A 20,435-nucleotide genomic window follows, 5' to 3' on the forward strand; every position below is an offset into this window, starting at 1 on the left:
CTGCAAGCTGTTCGCCACGGGCGCAGAGCAGCCTGACGTGACGAACTCGATACACACACCGCGCGCAGCGTGCAGCGGCTAGCGTAGTTGCCATGCCTGAAGATTCGGCCCAGAACCCGGAAGACGAATTCCGCGACATGCTGAGCCAGTTCCTCTCCGGAAACGGAGACATCGACCCCGCGCGACTTGCGAGTGCAGCGGGGCTGCCCGACGACCCGGAGATGATCCGCAACCTCATCGGGCAACTGCAGGCCGCAATGCACTCGAGCGGCGACGGGATCAACTGGGATCTCGCCCTCGAGCAGGCGAAGACGCTCGCCGCGAAAGACGTGGTGGCGACCACTCCCGCCGAAAGGTCCGCTCTCGAGCAGGCCTTCCACGTTGCCGCCCTCTGGCTCGACGAGGCCACCTACGTCTCCGAACTGACCTCCACTCCGCGACTGATGTCGCGCACCGAGTGGATCACCGCCACGATGCCGATCTGGACGCAGCTCGCGGAGCCGGTGGCCCTCAGCATCGCCAACTCGCTCACCCAGGTGCTGCGTGACCAGGCGCCGGAGGAGATGTCGGGCATGATCGAGGGCGCCTCGAAGCTGATGCGCAACGTCGGCGGCACCCTCTTCGCCATGCAGCTCGGCCAGGTGGTCGGCCAGCTCGCGAGCGAGGTGGTCTCCGGCGGCGACATCGGCATCCCACTCCTCGGCTCGGGTACTGACGGCGAGCAGCAGGCTGCGATCCTGCCCCAGAATGTGGCGGCGTTCGGCGCGGGCCTCGACATCGAGCAGGACCAGGTGCAGCTGTATCTCGCGGTGCGCGAGCTCGCCCATGCACGACTGTTCCGTCATGCCAAATGGCTGCGCCTCCAGCTGATGACCTCGATCACCGAGTTCGCCCAGGGCATCCGTATCGATACGGACCGGCTCGAGCAGCTCGCGGCCGACTTCGACCCGTCCAACCCCGAAGAGCTGAGGGAAGCCATGGTGAGCGGCGCGCTCATCCCGCCGAAGTCGGAGGCGCAGCTTGCGGCCCTCGGACGCCTCGAGACCGTGCTCGCTCTCATCGAGGGATGGGTGGATGTCGTGACGGCCCAGGCCACCGCCCGCCTTCCGAAATCCGACGCGATCGCCGAAACCGTGCGACGCCGGCGTGCCGCCGGTGGCCCCGCGGAGTCCGCATTCTCCACTCTCGTCGGGCTCGAGCTTCGGCCGCGCCGCCTGCGTGAGGCGGCCGCGATGTGGCAGAAGATCACCGACGAGGCCGGCGACGAGAAGCGCGATTCCCTGTGGTCCCACCCCGATCTGCTACCCACCTCACAGGACATCGACGACCCCTCCGGGCTCATCGCGCGCCTCTCGGGCTCGGAGACCTCAGCGGACGACATCGACCAGGCGATCGAGGACCTGCTCAACGATGACCGGGACGATCGGCCGCACGAAGCCGACGACGGCAGTGCGGACGACCCGAAGGCTTAGCGACACCAGCGGCCACCTGTGGATGGTCGGCGACGGCATCCGCGAAACCGGTGCATCATGTCGTGCATGGTGCTCCGACTAGATTCCCGTCATCCCCTGCTCTGGAGAACACCCCAGAGCCTCCAGTTCGGGCTGGACCGACCGAGCGTGGTGCTCGAGACGGTCTCCCATGCCGACGAGATGGTGATCGCCGCCCTCGCGGCCGGTGTGAGTCGTTCGGGAGCGGAGATGATCGGGCACTCGGCCGGACTCGATGACCACGCGATCTCCGCGCTGCTGCTGCGCCTCGAACCGGCGCTCGAACACCCCTCCTCGCATCGCTCGCCGCAGTCGGCGGTCGTCAGCGGCACCGGCGAGACGGCCCAGCGGGTCAGGCGCCTTTTGGGCGACGCGGGGGTCGACGTGCTTCCCGATCTGGCGGAGGCCGCCCCGGACATGGCCGTGATCGTGGCCCATTTCGTGGTGGAACCGGAGGATCACGGCCGGTGGCTGCGCCGCGACATCCCGCACCTGCCCGTGGTCTACGGCGATCGGACGGTGAGCATCGGTCCGGTCATCCGACCCGGAGCCGGGCCGTGTCTCTACTGCCTCGAGCTTCATCGCACCGGGGCCGACCCCTCCTGGCCGGCGATGGCCTCCCAGCTCTGGAGCCGGCGCAGCGCCCTCGAGTCATCGCTGACGGCAGGCGAGGTGGCGGCCGAAGTCGCGCGGCGGGTGCTCGCGCGGCAGGTCGTGCATCGAGTCGAGCCGCTCACGTCGATCGAACTCGACCCGGCCACCGGCCAGAGGACGTTGCGGGAATGGTCGGTTCACCCTGCCTGCGGCTGCACGTCGCTCACCGCCTGAGCCGGGCGTGGAACGACGCGCCGCGCGACGCCGACGGCCACGATCGCGAACAGCACCGCGATGCCGAAGCTGCCGGCAAAGGCCCAGGAGCCGCCCGCCGCCGTCTCGCCGACGCGGGTGAGGGCCCCGAAGACGACGCCGGTGAGGGCGAGGGCGATGGCGGCACCGAGTGAGTCGGAGATCGAGAGGGCCGAACTGTTGAACCCCTGCTCGGCCTGGTCGGACAGCCCGAGGGTCATCACGCTGGTGCGTGGATAGACCAGCCCCATTCCTCCCCCGCCGACCACCCAGCCCAGGATGATCACCGCCGGATGCAGGTGAAGGGCGGCCGTGGCGAAGGCGACGACCACGGCGACGAGAGTCAGCCACATGCCGACGCTCATCCCGGTGGCCGGGCGGAGACGGTCTCCGAGATGTCCCTGCAGCCAGGAGGTGCCCGACCAGGCGAGGGCCGAGCCGGTGAGGGCGAGTCCGGCGAAGGTGGGCGAGAAGTCGTACTGCTGCACGAGCAGATACGGAAGATAGACCTCGGCGCCGAGGAAGGACGCGGAGGCGAGCCCGCGAAGCAGGATGACCGTCGGCAGTCCCCGCCGCGCGGAGAGCGTCGCGCGAGGCAGCAGTGGACGCACCGCGACCACCGCGACGATGAGGGCCGCGAGCGGAAGGAGCACCGCCGCGATCCCGCCGATGTCCACCGACAGGTTGACAACGAGCACGGCGGCGGCGGCGAGCACGGCCCAGCCGATGCGACGGGCGTTCCACGGTGTCGCGGAGGTTTCGCGGGGCTGCAGCCGCAGCATCCGCGTCGCCGGGGTGAGCATCGCCGTGGCCACGATCACGAGACCCACGACGCCGAGGAACACCCAGTGCCAGCTCCACAGCTGGGCGACGAGACCCGCGATGAACGGGCCGATGAGCGACGGCACGATCCAGGCGGCCGCGAAGCTGGCGAAGATGCGCGGCGTCAGGCCGGGCGGATACAGCCGGGCGACGACCACGTACAGCGCGACGGTCATCGCGCCGCTGCCGAGACCCTGTACGAGGCGGCCAGCCACGAAGACCCCCATGTCCGGCGCGCTTCCGGCGACGAGGAGGCCCAGTGCGAAGAGCGCGGCGGAGACGTAGAGCGGCAGGACCGGACCCGATCGGTCGGACCAGTTGCCGGCGATCACCATGCCGATCACGGCCGTCGACAAGGGGCCGGCGAATGCGAGGGCGTAGAGGGATGCGCCGTCGAGATCGCGGCTGATCACGGGCATGATCGTCGTGACGGCGAGGGATTCGAACGCCGCGAGGAACACCAGCGCGCTGCTGCCGACGGTCACCCAGAGGAACCGGGCGCCGAAGATGCCCTCGGGGGAGCTCACGCGAGTCCGGCCAGAAAACGGGACGCCCGGCGCTCCGGACCGCGCCCCGAAGCCCCGGACGACCACGACAGGTGCAGCCGACGACGCGCGCGGGTGATGCCGACATAGAGCAGGCGACGCTCTTCTTCCACCGCCTGCTCCGTCTTCGCGTAGGTGATGGGCAGATACCCGTCGCTCAGTCCGACGAGGAACACGGTGTCCCACTCGAGGCCCTTGGCGGAGTGGAGGGTCGACAACGTCACCGCAGCCATCGTGGGCTCGTGCTGGCTCGCTGCCCGCTCGAACAGCTCGTCGACGAAGGACTTGAGCGAGGTGCCGACGGCGGATGCCTCGGCCAGGCCCATCAGCGCGTTCAGGGATTCCCAGCGGTCGCGCGCCGCACCCCGAGCATCCGGGGCGTCCTGGGTCCAGCCGAGGGATCGCAGCACATCGCTGACCGTCTTGAACAGGGGTTCGCGGGTCGCTCCGACGACGGCGCCCTTGAGCATCATCAGCGCCTGCTTCACCTCCTGCTGTTCGAAGAACCGGGTGCCACCGCGCAGCTGGAAGCTCACCCCGGCATCGGTGAGGGCAGCCTCGAGGGGGGCCGACTGGACATTGATGCGGAACAGGATCGCGACATCCTGCGGACGTGTTCCGCTCGCGATCGCGGCGGAGACCTGCGCGGCAACGGCCCGGGCCTCGGCGACCTCGCTCGGAAAGCTCGTGATGGTGGGGGTGGCCTTGGCCGCCGCCTCCGGGGTGCCCGCTGAGGCGCGAAGGGCGAGGGCGCCCGGGCGTCCCCGCATGAGCTGGTTCGCCATTGCGACGATGGGAGGACTCGAGCGGTAGTTCTGCTCGAGACGCACCACAGCCGCCTCCCGGAACCGGGTGGGGAACCCGAGCAGGAAGTCGGCGGATGCCCCGGCGAAGGAGTAGATCGTCTGGCTCGCATCGCCGACAACACAGAGATCCTGCCGGTCCCCCAACCACAGGTCGAGCAGTGCCTGCTGAAGGGGCGAGACGTCCTGGTACTCGTCGACGACGAAGAAGCGGTACTGCTCGCGCACCTGCTGGGCGACCCGCGGCTCGGCTTCGATCATGCCCGCGGTCGCAAGCAGCACGTCTTCGAAATCCAGCTGGCGACGCTCATCCTTCACGGATTCGTAGGCACGGTGGATGGCGAGCATCTTGTCGGCATCGAGGGAGGAGGGCAGCGTGCGCTGCGGGAGCACCGCAGCGTACTGGTCGAACGTGAGGCGGGATACCTTGCGCCACTCGATCTCGGCGGCGAGGTCGCGCAGGGTCGCGGTGTCGAGTTTGAGCCGGAGGGTCTCGGCGGCCTGGGCGATCACCCGGGCTTTGCTGTCGAGGAGACGGGGCATCTGCCCCCCGATCACCTCCGGCCAGAAATGGCCGAGTTGCGACAGCGCGGAGGCGTGGAAGGTGCGGGCGGCGACCCCGGTCGCTCCGAGCTGGCGCAGCCGACCGCGCAACTCCGCTGCGGCGCGCGACGTGAAGGTGAGCGCCATCACGCGATCGGGGGCATAGACACCGGTGGCCACCCCGTAGGCGATGCGATGGGTGATGGCGCGGGTCTTTCCCGTGCCAGCCCCGGCGAGCATGCAGAGTGGGCCGAGGAGCGTCTGCGCGGCGACCCGCTGCTCGTCGTCGAGGGCGTCGAGCAGGGAGTCTGCGGAGGTCACCACTCGCGGTGGTCCGTGATGGGACCGCCGTACCAGTGCTCGATGATCGCCCGGGCGATGGAAGTGTGGCCGGGAAGGCCGATGTCGGCGAGGGATGCCGTCAATTCGTCCCGGCTGAACCAGCGAAGGTCGAGGATCTCCGCGCCGTCCGGGGTGAGGGTCGATTCGAGCTGCGGGTCGACACGCGCCATGAATCCGAGCATGAGGGATGCCGGGAACGGCCAGGGCTGCGAGCCCAGGTAGACGGGATCGACGATGCGGATGCCCGACTCCTCGTAGACCTCGCGCACGACGGCACTCTCGAGCGACTCCCCCGGCTCGACGAATCCGGCGAGGAGGGAGTAGCGATTCGCCGGCCACTGGGCGTTGTGGCCGAGAAGCAGGCGATCGTCGGCATCCACGATGCCGACGATGATGGCGGGATCGGTGCGGGGGAAGACCTCGCGGCCGGTCTCGAGATCGGTACGCACCCATCCGCCCTGGCCTGCGACGGTGGCCATACCGGTGCGCGGCGAGAACGGATGCGAGTCGTGCCAGTTCGCCAGCGCGAGAGCGGCCGTGAAGAGCCCGGCATCGCGGTCGCTGAAGGTGCTGCCGAGCGCACGGAGGTCACCCCATCGGCCGGAATCCCGGGGGGAGAGCGCTGTCGCGGCCTCGTCGTCCACAATCACGGCGATCACCGGATCTCCGGCCGATCCGGGTTCGACGGAGCGGCCGAGGTACAGGCGAAGCACCGAGTCGAGCTCGGCGTCGTGCGCAAGCAGGTCGAGTGCACCAGCCGAGTCGAGCAGGGCCCTGCCGTTCCAGAGCACGAGCTGGCGCATCCGCGGGTCATGCCGGAGGGATTCGAACAGGTCGGGGTCGGCGCGAGTGAGATAGTCGCGATCGAGGCCGTGGCGCGAGAGCGGCAGCGCGGATGCCGGCAGCGGTTGCCAGTATGACGGCGACGCGTCCGAGTCGGCCGCGGGGATGGGCGACACAGCGTCGGAAGGCATCGAGGCACCAATCATCGAAGGGGGCGGGAAAGGCGTGGCGTTCGGCACCGGCCGCCGGAGGACGACCTACCCTGTGAGGTATGGCCAGATCCCATCTCACTCTAGCCGCGCTCGCAACCTCGGCTGTCGCCGGGCTCGATGTCGCGTCGGCCAGTGGTTTCGGGTCGGGTACCCACGGCGATTTCGAGTCCGCGCTGCTCACGACGCGGGACGGAAGCCACTGGATCATCCGCGTCCCGACCTCCGAACGCGCCGAGGCCGAGCAGTCGGCGGACCTCGTCGCCCTCCGCGCGCTGAGTACCGGAGTGCGCGCCCGGCTGCCCTTCGCCGTCTCCGAATTCGCCGGCCAAACACCCATCAGTGGCACACGGGCCGTCGTCTACGACTTCGTCTATGGCTCTCCGCTCGACCTCTCGGCGATCCCCGACGGCAGCCCCCTCGCGCCCTCCCTCGGTCGGGCCATCGCCGCCATCCACACGCTGCCGACCAGCTTCGTAGCGGATGCCGGACTCCCGGTGCTCAGCCCCGCCGAAATCCTGCGATCGACGATCACGATCATGGATCGGGCCAGTGCGACCAACCTGGTGCCGGCGGCCCTGCTCGGACGCTGGGAGAAGGCAACCGAAGACGGCCCTCTCTGGCAGTTCGCGCCGACGGTGATCAACGGCGGGCTCTCCGCCGATTCGTTCCTCACCTCGGACGACGCGGTCACCGGCGTGCTCGGCTGGCAATCCCTTGGCGTCGGCGACCCGGCGCGAGACCTGTACTGGCTGCTCAGCGCCCGGGGCGAATACGTTGCCGAGGCCGCCTTCGATGCCTACAACGAAGCGCGCGGGTCGAGCGATCGCCAGGTGAAGCATCGTGCAATGCTCTACGCGGAGCTCGAGATCGCCAAGTGGCTGCTGCATGGAACGCAGGAGCGAAGCACCGAGATCGTGGACGACGCAGTGCAGATGCTGCATGGGCTCGTCGACACCGTGCAGAACGACCTCGATCAGACCCTGAGCCACAACACCATGCCGGTCATGGCCGTTGACGAGGTCGAGGCGATGCTGGACCGCGATCGCCGCTCGAAGCTCTGACGCGACGTCTTCCCCGGCGCTGCTCCCGAGTTCTCCTCCCGCGCTCCCTCCCGAGCGCTCTGATGTTCGCGGATCAGGAGTTACGACGCGGATGCCGCGTGTCGCACGGGGCGACTCGGCGTGTCGCGCGACACTCCTGATCCGTGAACGATGCCCGGGCCCGTTGGTCGGCATCGCGCGGAGCCAATGCACGCTCGCCCGAGACGGCGGTACAGCCGCCGTCAGCCGTTGGTGCTGCCGCCGGATCCGGATCCGGATCCGGCACCGCCACCCAACCGACCACCGAAGCCACGGGCACCCTCCGAGACACTGGTCGCCGCGATGTCTCCATTGGAGCCCGTCGCGCCGATGACCGTGACCGTCTGGCCGGCCTTGAGGTCGGACACGCTGGCGGACGAGGTCTTCGTAACCCGGGTGCTGCTGGCGATGGTGACCGTCTTTTGGGTCCCGTCCTGGGCCTTAACGACCATCGTCGAGCCCGAGACCGAGACGATGGTGCCCGACGTGAAGCCGCCGCCGCCGAATCCCGCGCCGCCGGCACCACCGGTCCCGCCGCCGCCGTTGAGGCCCCGCGAGAATCCGCCTGCGCTCACGCCCTGGGCGGATGAGGCGGTGGCGTGCCCGATCAGCACACCTCCGAAGACGCCCACCACCAGCACCGCGACGAGGGCGAGCGTCGGCGTGAGCCACTTGCGACGGGGCGGCGGTGTGGGTGCTCCCGCCGAAAACGCAGGAGATTCGCCGGCAGGGGCGGGGTTTGTCGGCGGAGTGAGGTCGTTCATGGCGAAAGTCCTTCGTTTTGAGGGGATGGATGGGGTGCGTCAGATGGCTCGGAGAGCCTGGATGGGTCGCATCGCCGCTGCACGCGCCGCGGGGTAGACCCCGAAGAACACGCCGATCGCGACGGAGACCCCGAGGGCAAGCGGGATCGAATACGACAGCACGACGGGCTGCGTGCCGTTGAACGGGAACTGCGCCCCGATCAGGGCGGCGATCACCCCGAGCACTCCGCCGAGCAGGGTGAGCGTCGCGGCCTCCGCGAGGAACTGCCCGAGGATCGCCCCGCGGGTGGCGCCGAGGGCTTTGCGGATGCCGATCTCCCTGGTGCGCTCGGTCACGGTCACGAGCATCACGTTCGTGACCCCGATGCCACCGACGAGCAGGCTGATCGCCGCCACAGCCCCTAGGAGCACCGTGAAGCTGGCCGCGCTGGTCGCGGCGGTCTGCAGGAGTGACCCCTGGTTGATGATCGTGTACGGTTCGTTCGCCGTGGTCGAGCCGAGAAGCTGATTGAGCATCACCTCAACCTCGCCCTGGGCCGCCGCGACGGCATCCGCGCTCTTCGCCTCGACGGTGAGCGAGCTGACCGCGCCATACCCGGTGAACGAGGCCTGGATGCGGCTGATCGGGGCGATGATCACCGAATTGGGATCGTTGAATCCCACGCTCCCCTGCTCGGCGAGGATGCCGACGATAGTGAGGGGGGTGCCCCCGACGGTCACCTGCTGCCCGAGCGCCGAACCCGAGGGGAACAGCTCCGTTGCGAGCGTCTGCCCGATCACCGCGTCCTTCGCCGAGGAGGTGACGTCGGCGGCGGTGAAGGCCGCCCCGGAGGCGACGGCGTTGGTGCCGACGCTGAAATAGGAGGGCGTGGTTCCAATGACGGAGATGGCAGTCTCGGATGCGGTGGTCGACGCCACAGTGAGGCTTCCGGACACCTGGGGGATCACCTCTTTCACATGCCCGAGCTTCGCCGCCTGGATCTCCTTGCCGACCGCGACGGTGATGAGCTTCGCCGAGCTCGCGCCCGTCGACGCCTGTCCACCACCCCCGGTACCGGTCGGCCGCACAGTCAGCGTGTTGGTGCCGAGCTGCGAGATGGCGGAATTGACTGTCTGGGCAGATCCGTTGCCGACCGCGAGAAGCAGGATGACGGAAGCGACGCCGATCATCACCCCGAGCAGGGTGAGGATCGATCGGAGCTTGTTGGCCGTGATGCCGCGAAGGGCGGACAGGATCATCTCGGGAAAGCTCACGAGTGCACCCCCGACGCTGCGATGCGCGCCGACGTGCGGTCGGCGATGATCAGGCCGTCGCTGAGGGTGATGACTCGGTGGGACTGTTCGGCGACATGGGCCTCGTGCGTGATCACGATGATCGTGCGACCCTCCAGCGCGAGCAGGCTGAACATCTCCAGGATCTCGTCGGTCGAGGTGCTGTCGAGATTGCCGGTGGGCTCGTCGGCCAGTACAAGGGTCGGCGAGGTCACGAGAGCCCGGGCGATGGCGACCCGCTGCTGCTGCCCGCCCGACAGCTCCTGCGGCTGATGGTGGGCGCGCGAGCTCAGGCCCACCTGGTCGAGGGCCTCGAGCGCCCGCTCCCGCCGCTCGGCTCGGCCGACCCGACCGTAGACGAGAGGCAGTTCGACGTTGGCGAGCGCCGTCATCCGCGGCACGAGGTTGAAGGATTGGAACACGAACCCGATCTGCTGGTTGCGGATGCGGGCGAGCTGGTTCTCATCGAGTGACTTCACGTCGTTGCCGGCGAGAGTGTAGGTGCCGGAGGAGGCGACATCGAGGCAGCCCAACACGTTCATCAGGGTCGATTTGCCCGAGCCTGAGGGCCCCATGATGGCCACGTAGTCTCCCTGCGCCACCTCCAGGTCGATGCCGCGAAGGGCATGCACCACGGCGTCGCCGGTGCCGTACACCTGGTTGATGGCGGCGAGTTGCACCACCGGAGTCGCCGCCCGGTCGTCGTGGAGCGACATCAGTTACCGCCCCGGTTCGAGGTGCCGCCGGCGCCGCCGCCGAAGCCGCCATTCCCGGTGCGGGTGCCGAAGCCACCGCTTCCGCCGCCGAATCCGGTGCGCCCCGTGCCTGTCGTGCCGGTCGTCGTGGGAGTCACGACTCCGAGCGACACTGTCTGACCGGCCTTAAGGCCCGTGAGGATCTGCGTACCGGCATTGCCGACGATGCCGAGAGTGACCGTGACCGGGGTGACCTTTCCGTTGGCGCCGACGACCTTGACCGTCGACACCCCATTGGCCGTGGTGATCGCGGCCGCCGGCACGTAGAGCGCGTCGGCGGCGGAACTCTTGGTGGTGATGGCCACCGCCGCCGTCTGGCCGAGGCGCAGGCCGGTGGGAATCGAGGCGAGCGTGATCGTGGTGGCGTAGGTCACGACGGAGTTGCTCGTCGTCGCCGTCGGCGCTATCGCGGTCACCGTGGCGTTCGCGGTCTCCCCCGGAACCGCGGGGAAGGTCACCACCGCCTTCTGCCCGACCGTCACCGACGCGATGTCGGCCTCGGCGATGCTCGCGCTCACGGTCATCGCCGAGACATCCGCGATCGTCGCGAAGGCGGATCCCGAACTCGTCGATGTCGTGGAAGTCGTCGCCGCCGATCCGGATGCCGAGGCGGCGGAACCCGATGAGCCGGACGACGCGGACGAGCCGGAGCCCGCCGTCTGTCCGACCGACTCGGGCAGCGCGATCACCAGGCCCGCGATCGGAGCGGTGAGCGTCGCGTCCGCGAGATTCGCTTCATCCCTCGCCAGGTTCTGGGAATCCGTGGTCATCTGGTCGAGGGCGGTGGCCACCTGCTGCTTCGCACTGTTGATGCTCGAAATGGTCTGGGCACTGGAGGTGTTGGGGGTCACCGGCGCCGACTCGGTCGCCGCGAGTTCAGCGCCGGCATTCGCGTACTGCGACCGCGCCTGCGAGTACAGCGTCACGTCATCGTTCACCGTCTGCTGAAGGGGCGCTGTCTGCAGCGTGCCGAGCACCTGGCCCGCGGCGACCGTCTGCCCGAGCGAGACATTCACCGACGCGATCGTGCCCGAGACGGCGAACGACGCGGTCGCCTCGGTCACCGGGGCCACCGATCCGCTCGCGGTGATCGTGTTGCTCACCACCCCCTGCTGCACAGTGGAAGTGAGTTGAGTGGCCGTGCTCGAGGACCCGGCGACGGGAAACACGAAGAAGTAGGCGCCGATGAGGGCCCCGATGATCACGACGGCGAGCACCACGTTGATCACCACGGGTTTGCGAATTGTCATTTTCGCAAACTGCTCGCGCAATCTATGAAACGTGTAAGAGCAACCTGTGTGCGATGCGCGCATGTCTGAGAGAACGTAAAGAAATCTCCCTGCGAACTGGGCACCAGCCGGGCATCGGCGAACTACACGGCTCGGCCGCGCGGCACGATGGCGACGAATCTGCCCGCGCGACGGATGCGGATCCGCAGGGAGAGTCGACCCGATCGTGCCAGCACCACGGCGATCACGATCGCGGCGAGGGCGGGCACGACCCCGGCCACCGTCATGGCTGCCTGCACCCCGAACCTGTCGGCGATGGCCCCGCTGACCGGTCCGCCGAGAGCCTGCCCGCCGAGCATCACCATCGAGTAGAGCGACATCACCCGGCCCCGGATGGCACGGTTGGTGGAGAGCTGCACGATCGATTCCGCACCGGTGGCGAAGAGCAGGCGGGTGATACCGATTCCCACGAGGAAGACGAGGAAGATCGGCTCCCACTGTGCGTTACCGGCGAGGATCAGGGCGAGACCGAACAGGCCGGCGGCGAACATGATGGTGCGAAGCCTCACGTTCATGCGCCTGGTCGACAGCACGGCTCCGGTGAGCGCGCCGACCGCGGCGGCCGAGCTGTACAGGCCGTAGCCTGCCGCCCCCGTGCGGTAGACGTCGTCGGCGAAGGCGACCAGGAGCACCGGGAGAGTCATGCCGAAGGTCGACACGAACGCGAGCATCACCATCGGCCAGAAGATGGTCGGCTTGCCGATCACATATTTCACGCCCTCGCGGATCTGACCCTTCGACCGGATGGCACGGGGCGAGGGCAACAGCTCCCGCACCCGCATGCACCCGAGGGTCACCACCACGACCACCGCCGCGACCGCGTTGACGCTGATCGACCAGCCCGACCCGACGAGCACGATGAGCACACCGCTGATCGCCGGCCCGAGCAGCCCACCGAGGTGGAAGATCGAGGCGTTGAGGCTGATGGCATTGCGAAGTCGGCGGTGTCCGACCATCTCATTGACGAATGCGGATCGCGCGGGACCCTCGACGACAGCGACCATGCCGAGCAGGAAGGCCACACCCCACACCTGCCAGACCTCCACCACTCCGGCGATCGTGAGGGCGCCGAGCGCGGCACAGAGCACCGCGGTGGTGGACTGGGTCACCATCATCAGGCGTCGTTTGTCCACGCGGTCGGCGATGACGCCACCCCAGACGCCGAAGAGCAGCACCGGAGCGAACTGCAGGAATACGGTCACCCCGACGAGGGCGACGTTGTGCGTCAGCTCGTTGACAAGCCAATCCGTCGCGATCTTCTGCATCCAGCCCGAGGTGTTGGCGAGCACCTGTGAGATCACGTAGAGGCGGTAGTTGAACACCCGAAGCGAGTCGAAGGTGTCGCGCCAGCGCGGTCGTTCGAGGAGGACGGGAATCGGTTCGGTTGGCGGGATGGCGGTGGACGTCTCGGTGGTCACGCGGAAGGGGTCCTGCACTGCTCGACAAGTTTCGTATGGTGCCGTCAACGCTACGGGGAGGAGCGGTCATTCGTGAATAGAATCGAGACTATAAGTCCTATTCGTTTTATCAATGATGCCGATTTCCCTAGAGGAGGCCCCGATGTTCGACCCGCTCCTCCTGCGCACCTTCGTCACTGTGGCGGAGACCCTCAACTTCACGGTGACCGGCCAGCTGCTCGGATTGAGCCAGCCGACGGTGAGCCAGCACATCCGCAAGCTCGAAACAGCGGCCGGTCGCAACCTGGTGCTTCGCGACACGCGCGAAGTGCGGCTGACCGACAACGGGGATGCGATGCTCGGCTTCGCCCGCTCGATCCTCGCCGCGCACGACCAGGCTTCGAGTTACTTCACCGGGTCCGCGATGCGTGGCCGGTTGCGGTTCGGATCGGCCGACGATCTCGCTCTCACCCAGCTGCCGCAGATCCTGCGGGACTTCCGGCAGCTCTATCCGCAGATCAATCTCGAGCTCACCGTCAACCAGAGCGGATTCCTCACCCGACGGCTGCTCGCCGGCCAGCTCGACCTCGTCTTCGTGAAACAGGAGCCCGACATCCCGGGTGGCCGCCTGGTGCGACGCGACCGGCTCGTCTGGGTCGGCCATCGCAACCTCAGCCTCGAAACCGGCCAGCCGGTGCCGCTGATCGCCTACCAGGCACCAAGCCTCAGTCGCACTGCGGCGATCTCTGCACTCGAATCCGTGGGCCGCACCTGGCGGATCACCTGTAACGTCCGCGAGATCAACGGGGTTCTCGCGGCGACCCGCGCCGGCATCGGCATTGCCGCGTTCCCGCAGAGCCTCATCCCTCCGGACCTGATGCAGCTGCCCGCCTCCCTCGGGCTGCCGCCGCTCGGCGACATCGACTTCCGCCTGCTCGACAATCCGACCTCCGCCCGCGAACCGATCGACGCGCTCGCCGCCGCGATCGTCGCCCGGCAGAACCAGGTCTCCCCCTCGGTGTAAGCGGTGCGGAAGCCCGCGCGGTCAGTGGGCGACGGTGCGCCAGAGCGCCACGAGTTCGTCCCGGTCGTAGATGCGTTCCGGACGGATGACGCGGTCGTCTGTCACGTAATAGAACACCGCATCGATCAGCTCGGGGTCGATACCCTTCCACTCCGCGAAGGCCTGCCGGTAGAGGGCGAGCTGCAGCTGCTTCGACTCGAGGTCCGCGGCATCCCGGGGAGCCTTGCCGGTCTTCCAGTCCACCACGCGGTACCGCCCATCGACCAGATACACCGCGTCGAGCTTGCAGACGATCACCTCGCCGTCGAGCACGAGGTGGATCTCGATCTCCACCTCCTCCGGCGTGAGGGTGGCGAACTCGGAGCGCTCGAATGTGGCCCTCAGCTCGGCCAGACCGGCGGGGTCGAGGGCGTCGGAGGTCTCGAAATCCCGCTCACCGCCGTCCAATTCCAGGGGGGCGGCATCCAGTTCTTCGGCGGTGCCGTGCACGCCGTAGCGCTGTTCGACCCACCGGTGGAAGATCGTGCCGAGCCGGGTGGCGCGATAGGGCCGCTCCGGCATCGGTCGACGCAGTGATGCCGCTACGGCAGCCGGCTCGCTCACGAAGTCCTTGAAGCGCGAGGCGGACACCCTGGTCGGGAGCTCGACGAGCCCGGTCACGTCGATCCGGCGCTGCCGCTCTTCGAGCAGCAGGGTGAGCTCCGTCTGCCAGCCTCCTTCGGCCCCGGGAATGGCCGCCCGCACGAGCTCGGCCGCTCGCTCGACCACGGCGCGCCGGCCGCCGAGGGGATCCATCGGCCAGCGGAACAGGTTCGCCTCACCCCCGAGCGGATTCTCGGCATGCTCGCTCTCGAGCGGCAGCTCGCCGATCACGCCCGCGGTCTCGAGCTCACGCAGGAAAGGGCTCGGGCGTCGGGCACTGGCCTGGGTCGCCCAGAACGAGGCGGTGAGCAGCAGCGAATGCCGAGCGCGTGTCACCGCGACGTAGGCCAGCCGCCGCTCCTCATCGTCGTGTCGCGCGCGAACCTCCGCCTTGAACGTCTTCTGGCTGTCGAGCAGCTCCTTGCGGGTGCTCGGGGACTGCCAGTCGAAGGAGGGCAGTTCCGCCGCATCCCCGCGGAAGTCGTAGGGAAGCATCCCGAATCCCAGCCACCCGTTCGATCCCTCACGCGGCGAGCCGGGAAGCTCGCCCTCGACCAGGCGGGGCACAACGACCAGGTCCCACTCGAGCCCCTTGGAGCCGTGGATCGTGAGCAGTTGCACCGTTCCCGGCTCCGGGTCCTCCGGCCGGGGTGTGAGGTTGTCACGCCACTCGGCCTCTCGCAGCCAGGCGAGGAAACCACCGAGGCTGGCCGAGTCGTCGACGGTGAGGTACCCTCCGAGCGCGTCGAAGAACGCCTCCATGTTCGCCGCGCCGACCGACCGCGTCTCGTTGGCGGCGACCTCGATGTCGAGCTGCAGGTCCTGCTCAACGAAGGTGACGAAGTCGAGGAGGTCGAGTCCCGCCCGCGCTCGCAGCCGCGCGAACGTGCGGCCGGCATCCCTCAGGCGCTCGACCCCCACTTCGCTGAAGCGCTCGAGCTGGCTGTGCCCGGGGCGCGCGGTGGCGATGAAGTCGAGGGCGTCGACGATCGATCCCCCCTCGGCGTCCGCGACGGATGCCCGCAGCGCCTCCTTGACGTCGTCGTCGAACGCCCGCTGGGCGTAGTCCCGATCCCGCAACCAGGAGGCCACCCTGCCGAGGCTGTGCAGGTCTTTGGCACCGATGCGCCAGCGTGACCCGGCGAGTAGTCGCACGAGTTCCGAACCCGCGGTGGGATCGTTCACCACGGCGAGCGCGGAGACCAGGTCGGCGATCTCGGGCTCTGCCATGAGACCGCCGAGCCCGAGCACGTGGAACTTCACGCCGTTCTTCCGGAGCGCCTCGATGAACGCACCCTGGGTCTTCCGCGCGCGGAACAGCATCGCGGCGGTCGGCGGAGTCACCCCGAACGGCACCGTGAGGCGCTCCTTCAGCCAGCGGGCCGCAGCCTCCGCTTCCTCGGGCAGGGTCTCCTCGACGATGACCCTCACGGGCACCGACGATGCCGACGGTCCGGCTTCGAGTCGATCCACCACCGTCCCGGCGTCCGTGTCCCGGAACGGCTCCACGATCGCATTCGCCACCGCGAGGATGTCGTGCCCGTTTCGCCAGGAGGTCGTGAGTGCGAAGTGCCCCTCCGGTGCCGCGCCGAACTGCCGGGCGAACCCGTCGAGGTTCGCGGCGCTCGCCCCGCGCCATCCGTAGATCGACTGATTGGGGTCGCCGACCGCCATCACCGGCAGGCCGGCGAAGAGTTCGGAGAGCAGCCAGGTCTGCACCACACTGGTGTCCTGGTACTCGTCGAGGAGCACGACCCGGTGCTGCTCGCGCAGTTCGTCCGCGACCCGGGGAACCTCGCGCACGATCGTCAGGGCGAGCGCGACCTGGTCGGAATACTCGACGAATCCGCGCCGGGCCTTCGTCTCGGCGAACTTCGCGGCGAGGTCGAGAAGCACGGGAAGGGCTCCGACGGTCCTCGCGAGCGCGACGACGTCTTCGTAGGCTCCGCGGCCGCCCGGCGGGAGCTCGACGAGGGCGGCGAACCTGGCGGCGAAGGCCGCGACATCCTGCGGGTCCGCCAGGTTCTCGCTCACCGCGTGGGCGAGGGAGAGCACGGCCTTCGTCACCGAATCCACGCTCTTGTCGAGGCCCGGCAGGCGCTCGTCGGTCGAGCCGACCACGATCGTGCGGGCGAACTGCCAGGCCGACGCCTCGCCGAGTACCGGTCCGTCGCTCTCCCGACCGAGCAGGATGGCATTGTCGCGATAGATGCGGTTTGCGAAGGAGTTGTAGGTGGCCACCGTCGGAGGATCGAACTCGTCATAGTCATCCGCCAGCAGACCGGCTCCGTGCAGCTGGGCGATGCGCTCGCGGATGCGGGCGGAGAGTTCACCGGCGGCCTTGCGCGTGAAAGTGAGGCCGAGGATCTCACCGGCCTTCACGCGCCCGTTGGCGAGCAGCCAGAGCACCCGGTTGGCCATCGTCTCGGTCTTTCCGCTTCCCGCGCCGGCGACGACGAGCCCGGGCGCCAGCGGGGATTCGATCACCCGCCTCTGTTGGGCGGTGGGGCGAGGCATCCCGAGGGCGTCGGCGATCGCGTCCGCCGAGATCGTTGACTCAGTCACTGGCCACCGACCTCACGCGATGCAGCTTCTTCGCGCCGACGTCGAAGGCTCCCCACGCATCGAGGTCGAGGGCACCGTCGAAGGCCGCCGCGGCCATGCCGATCGCCGCCTGCCGGATGCGGGTGCGGAATCCCTCGAGCTGCTCCTCGTCGAGCGCGGCCTGGTTCGCCTCTCGATAGAGCTTGCCGCGAGTGCCCCTCTTGACGAAGAGCAGCTTCGCTCCCCCGGACCGGTGCTCACCGAGCTGATCGAGGAACTCGTCGAGAACGCCCTGCACGTAGGCGAGCTGATAGGTGCCGAGTTGCGGATGCTCATCGATCTTCGACTGCGTGACGATGGGTGTGCCGGTCTTCAGGTCCACGATCACGACTGAACCGTCGGCGGCGCGCTCGACCCGGTCGATCGATCCGTTCACTGTCGCGCGGTCGAGGTCGATCGAGAACCGGCTCTCGGCACCGATGAGCGTCGTGCCGGCCCGCTCGAAGTCGGCCAGATACTCGGCGACACCGGCGGCGAGCACCCGGGCCGCCCGTTTCTGCTGCTCGGCGAGCCACGGGGATTCGAACGCGAGCTCGCTCCAGCGGGTCTCGATGGCTCCCCACACTGCCTCGACGCTCGAATCCGTGGCCGTCTCCATCGCCCAGTGCACGATGGTGCCGAGCCCCATCGCGGTGCTCGATTGGGTGCCGGAGACGGAGTCGATGAACCAGTCCACCGGCGAGTCCTCGAAGGCCTCGAGCCGCGACGGGGAGACCGGCACCTGCTCATCCGCCGCGAAGACCGGGTCCGTCGACGACACCTCCACGAGCCCGTGCCAGTGCGCGGGGTCGGCGCCGGGCAGACCTTCGAGAGCGAGCCGCGAGAGAGCGGATGCCGCGGCGGCCCGCTCCGCCCCGGTGCGCCTCTCCTGGGCGAGCTCTCTCCGCAGTCGGCCGGTCAACGCCCGCAATGACAGTGGACGCAGCGCGGCGGTGTCCACTGTCGGCGCATCCGCCGGCGCGAGGGAGAAGAGCACGCTGGCCGACTCGTCCTCGTTGTCGACCGCGGCGAGGATCACCTGGCGGCGCGCGCGGGAGACCGCGAGCGCGAACATCCTCAGCTCGTCATCGCGCACCTGCCGTCGTTCGTCGAGGGGCACGTCGCCGAGCCCGGTCATGACGCGCACGAGTTCCTGCGGGTAGAGCAGCGATCCGCGCAGGCGCAGGTTCGGCCAGACTCCGTCCTGCAGTGCTGCGACGACCACCACGTCGAACTCCAGACCGACCGCACCCGAGGGAGTCGTGACCAGCACCGCATCGGAGAGCGATTGCGGCGAGAGCGTGTCTTCCGGCACCTCCGCATCGAGCACGCCATCGAGAAAGATTCCGGCGGCGGTGCCGGGCTGGCGCTCCACGAATCGCTTGGCCGCCGTGAAGAGCGCGACAACACCGTCGAGGTCGCGATTCGCCTCGTCGGCGGCGATGCCCGCGCTCGTCGCACGGGCGAACCATTCCGGGGCGAGACCGCTGCGATCCCAGGCCAGCCAGAGCAGCTCCTCGATGGTGGCGCCGTCGGTCGCGGCGACTCCGATGGCAGCGAGAGTTCGGGCAAGCCGATCGGCATTGCGCCCGACCCGATGATCGATCGTGGCGAATCGGCCGGGCGCCCCGAGCGCATCGACGAGCAGCTCGTCGCTGGATCGGCGACCTCCCCCTGCCAGCTCCTCCGCGCGCAGTGCGAGGCGCAACCGACGAACGGCGAGTTTGTCGAGACCGCCGAACGGACCGAGAAGCAACCCCGCAGCGATCTCCGAGTCGAGCGGAGTGCGGCCGACCCCGACATCCACCACCGTGAGGAGGGCGCGGGCGGCATGGTCGTCACGCAAGGCGCGGCCACCGACCGACGTTCGGGTGGGCACCTCGGCGAGGGCGAGAGCACGAGCGATCTGCGGCACGAGTGCACCGCTGCGCACGATCACGGCAAGTCGATTCCAGGGGATGCCGTCGAGCAGATGGCGCTCCCGCAGCTGGCGCGCGATCGCCGCCCACTGGCGCGCCGGGCTCTCGGCGAGGATCTTCAGCACCGGAACCAAGGGGCTCTCATCGTCGACCGCCGCCTGCGCCTCCCGCTGCGCGAACACCCCCGCCGTGCCGATGCGTTCGGTGACCCGGCGGGTGAACCCGCGAAGGGTCTCGCCCTGGCGGTGCACGGTCGAGAGGGTGAGCGTGGAGAGTCCCGGGAGATCGAGCAGCACCCCGAGCCTGGCGAGGGCGTCCGGCTCTCCTCCGCGGAAGGCGTTGGCCGCGACATCCGGGTCCCCGAAGGCGATCACCGACACGCCCCGGGCGGCGAGGGCGGCCAGCAGACCGATCGTCGATCGCGTCGCCTCCTGCAGGTCGTCGACGATCACCAGGCGCAGCCTGTCGACGGATGTCCCGCCCTCGCCCCTCCCGAGCGCGGCGATCGCGAATTGAACGAGCTCCGTGGAATCGAGCTGGGTGCTTCGGGAGCTGCTGACTACCGCGAGGTAGTCCGCGATGAAGTCGGAGGAAGCGACCCATTCCGGCCGGTCGCGCTGCGCCCCGAGTTCACGCAGTCGCTGCGGGGTGACTCCGTATTCCGTCGCGCGCCCGAGCAGCTCGCGCAATTCCGTGCGGAATCCGCGCAGGCGACGCACCTCCGGCCCGAGTTGATCCGGCCAGCGCGCACCCGTGCCGTCTTCGATGTCTCCGTCGATGAGCTGGGCGATGTCGCTGTCCTGGTCGCCACCGGTCGCGAGCCGGGGAGCATCGACCCCGGCGGCGCGGGCGGCATTGCCGACGATCTCGAAGGCGAGGGAGTTGACCGTGCGGGCGATCGGCCCGTTGGTCGGCACCCCGAGGCGGAGGGCCAGGATGTCGCGCAGCCGCGTCGCCGTCGTGCGGCTCGAGGTGAGGACGAGCAGGTCTTCCGGCGCGAAGCCGCGGCGCTCGACGCGGTGGGCGACCAGCTCGATGAGCGTCGCTGTCTTCCCGGAGCCCGGTGCCCCGATGACTGCGGCGGACGATTCGTCCGCGAGGGCGAGCACTTCCCGTTGGGAAGAATCCAGCTGGGACGCATCCGGGTGGGGGGAATCCGCGTGCACCTCGTCCTGCCCGCTCCCCCGCGGCGCCGGCGTCGCCCTGCGGAACCCGGTGATCGCCATCGACCCAAGGTAGCGCGGCCGGGTGACATCCCCGAGCCGGGGCGCGCTTCGGTGCAGCCACTCGTTGCGCCCAAAGAGAACGGGGAGAATCGCGCCGCC

14 protein-coding genes are annotated in these 20,435 nt (G+C 68.9%); 4 read left to right on the forward strand and 10 right to left on the reverse strand.

Annotation, left to right across the window (positions count from 1 at the left end; translation table 11 throughout):
- Positions 1-92: 92 nt before the first annotated feature.
- Complete coding sequence (locus ACVXZ4_RS13510; RefSeq protein WP_461795343.1) at positions 93-1,472, forward strand: zinc-dependent metalloprotease; 1,380 nt, start codon at positions 93-95, stop codon at positions 1,470-1,472.
- A gap of 66 nt (positions 1,473-1,538) precedes the next feature.
- Entirely contained in the window at positions 1,539-2,318 is a 780-nt protein-coding gene (locus ACVXZ4_RS13515; RefSeq protein ID WP_461795344.1) for a TOMM precursor leader peptide-binding protein, read from the forward strand.
- On the opposite strand, the gene ACVXZ4_RS13520 is transcribed toward ACVXZ4_RS13515, so the two are convergent.
- From ACVXZ4_RS13520 to nudC, 3 genes are read right to left on the reverse strand one after another with little or no spacing between them, the layout of a single operon-like run.
- Positions 2,282-3,685 (reverse strand): MFS transporter, encoded by a 1,404-nt coding sequence (locus tag ACVXZ4_RS13520; protein WP_461795345.1) that lies wholly within the window; start codon positions 3,683-3,685, stop codon positions 2,282-2,284. The two genes, ACVXZ4_RS13515 and ACVXZ4_RS13520, sit on opposite strands and share 37 nt — an antisense overlap.
- Positions 3,682-5,370 carry an ATP-dependent helicase gene (locus ACVXZ4_RS13525; RefSeq protein WP_461795346.1) on the reverse strand — a complete coding sequence of 563 codons (1,689 nt, stop codon included), beginning with the start codon at positions 5,368-5,370 and terminating at the stop codon, positions 3,682-3,684. Before ACVXZ4_RS13525 ends, ACVXZ4_RS13520 begins: the two co-directional genes overlap by 4 nt.
- Complete coding sequence (nudC, locus tag ACVXZ4_RS13530) at positions 5,367-6,365, reverse strand: NAD(+) diphosphatase (RefSeq protein ID WP_461795347.1); 999 nt, start codon at positions 6,363-6,365, stop codon at positions 5,367-5,369. Before nudC ends, ACVXZ4_RS13525 begins: the two co-directional genes overlap by 4 nt.
- Before the next feature lie 80 nt (positions 6,366-6,445).
- Between nudC and ACVXZ4_RS13535 the strand changes: the two genes are divergently transcribed.
- Positions 6,446-7,447, forward strand: coding sequence for a phosphotransferase (locus ACVXZ4_RS13535; RefSeq protein WP_461795348.1), 1,002 nt, complete (start codon positions 6,446-6,448; stop codon positions 7,445-7,447).
- A gap of 221 nt (positions 7,448-7,668) precedes the next feature.
- Here the strand turns inward: ACVXZ4_RS13535 and ACVXZ4_RS13540 are convergent, their stop codons facing one another.
- The 5 genes from ACVXZ4_RS13540 to ACVXZ4_RS13560 form a co-directional block, all read right to left on the reverse strand.
- Positions 7,669-8,229, reverse strand: a complete 561-nt coding sequence (locus tag ACVXZ4_RS13540; protein WP_461795349.1) for a hypothetical protein — start codon at positions 8,227-8,229, stop codon at positions 7,669-7,671.
- Between the two features lie 39 nt (positions 8,230-8,268).
- Positions 8,269-9,483, reverse strand: a complete 1,215-nt coding sequence (locus ACVXZ4_RS13545) for an ABC transporter permease (protein WP_461795350.1) — start codon at positions 9,481-9,483, stop codon at positions 8,269-8,271.
- Positions 9,480-10,217 carry an ABC transporter ATP-binding protein gene (locus ACVXZ4_RS13550; RefSeq protein ID WP_461795351.1) on the reverse strand — a complete coding sequence of 246 codons (738 nt, stop codon included), beginning with the start codon at positions 10,215-10,217 and terminating at the stop codon, positions 9,480-9,482. Before ACVXZ4_RS13550 ends, ACVXZ4_RS13545 begins: the two co-directional genes overlap by 4 nt.
- Positions 10,217-11,506, reverse strand: coding sequence for an efflux RND transporter periplasmic adaptor subunit (locus ACVXZ4_RS13555; protein WP_461795352.1), 1,290 nt, complete (start codon positions 11,504-11,506; stop codon positions 10,217-10,219). The genes ACVXZ4_RS13550 and ACVXZ4_RS13555 overlap by 1 nt, the downstream gene beginning before the upstream one ends.
- Before the next feature lie 122 nt (positions 11,507-11,628).
- Positions 11,629-12,981: an MFS transporter gene (locus tag ACVXZ4_RS13560; protein WP_461795353.1), complete on the reverse strand. Its 1,353-nt coding sequence runs from the start codon at positions 12,979-12,981 to the stop codon at positions 11,629-11,631.
- A gap of 124 nt (positions 12,982-13,105) precedes the next feature.
- Here ACVXZ4_RS13560 and ACVXZ4_RS13565 point away from each other — a divergent pair, with 124 nt between their 5' ends.
- On the forward strand, positions 13,106-13,966 hold the full coding sequence (locus ACVXZ4_RS13565; RefSeq protein ID WP_461795354.1) for a LysR substrate-binding domain-containing protein: 861 nt from the start codon (positions 13,106-13,108) through the stop codon (positions 13,964-13,966).
- A gap of 21 nt (positions 13,967-13,987) precedes the next feature.
- Here ACVXZ4_RS13565 and ACVXZ4_RS13570 read toward each other — a convergent pair whose 3' ends face one another.
- A complete protein-coding gene (locus tag ACVXZ4_RS13570; RefSeq protein WP_461795355.1) occupies positions 13,988-17,173 on the reverse strand; it encodes an ATP-dependent helicase in 3,186 nt (1,061 codons plus the stop codon).
- Entirely contained in the window at positions 17,166-20,336 is a 3,171-nt protein-coding gene (locus ACVXZ4_RS13575; protein WP_461795356.1) for an ATP-dependent helicase, read from the reverse strand. Before ACVXZ4_RS13575 ends, ACVXZ4_RS13570 begins: the two co-directional genes overlap by 8 nt.
- Positions 20,337-20,435 lie beyond the last annotated feature (99 nt).

The sequence above is a fragment of the Lacisediminihabitans sp. FW035 genome, from assembly GCF_054880895.1.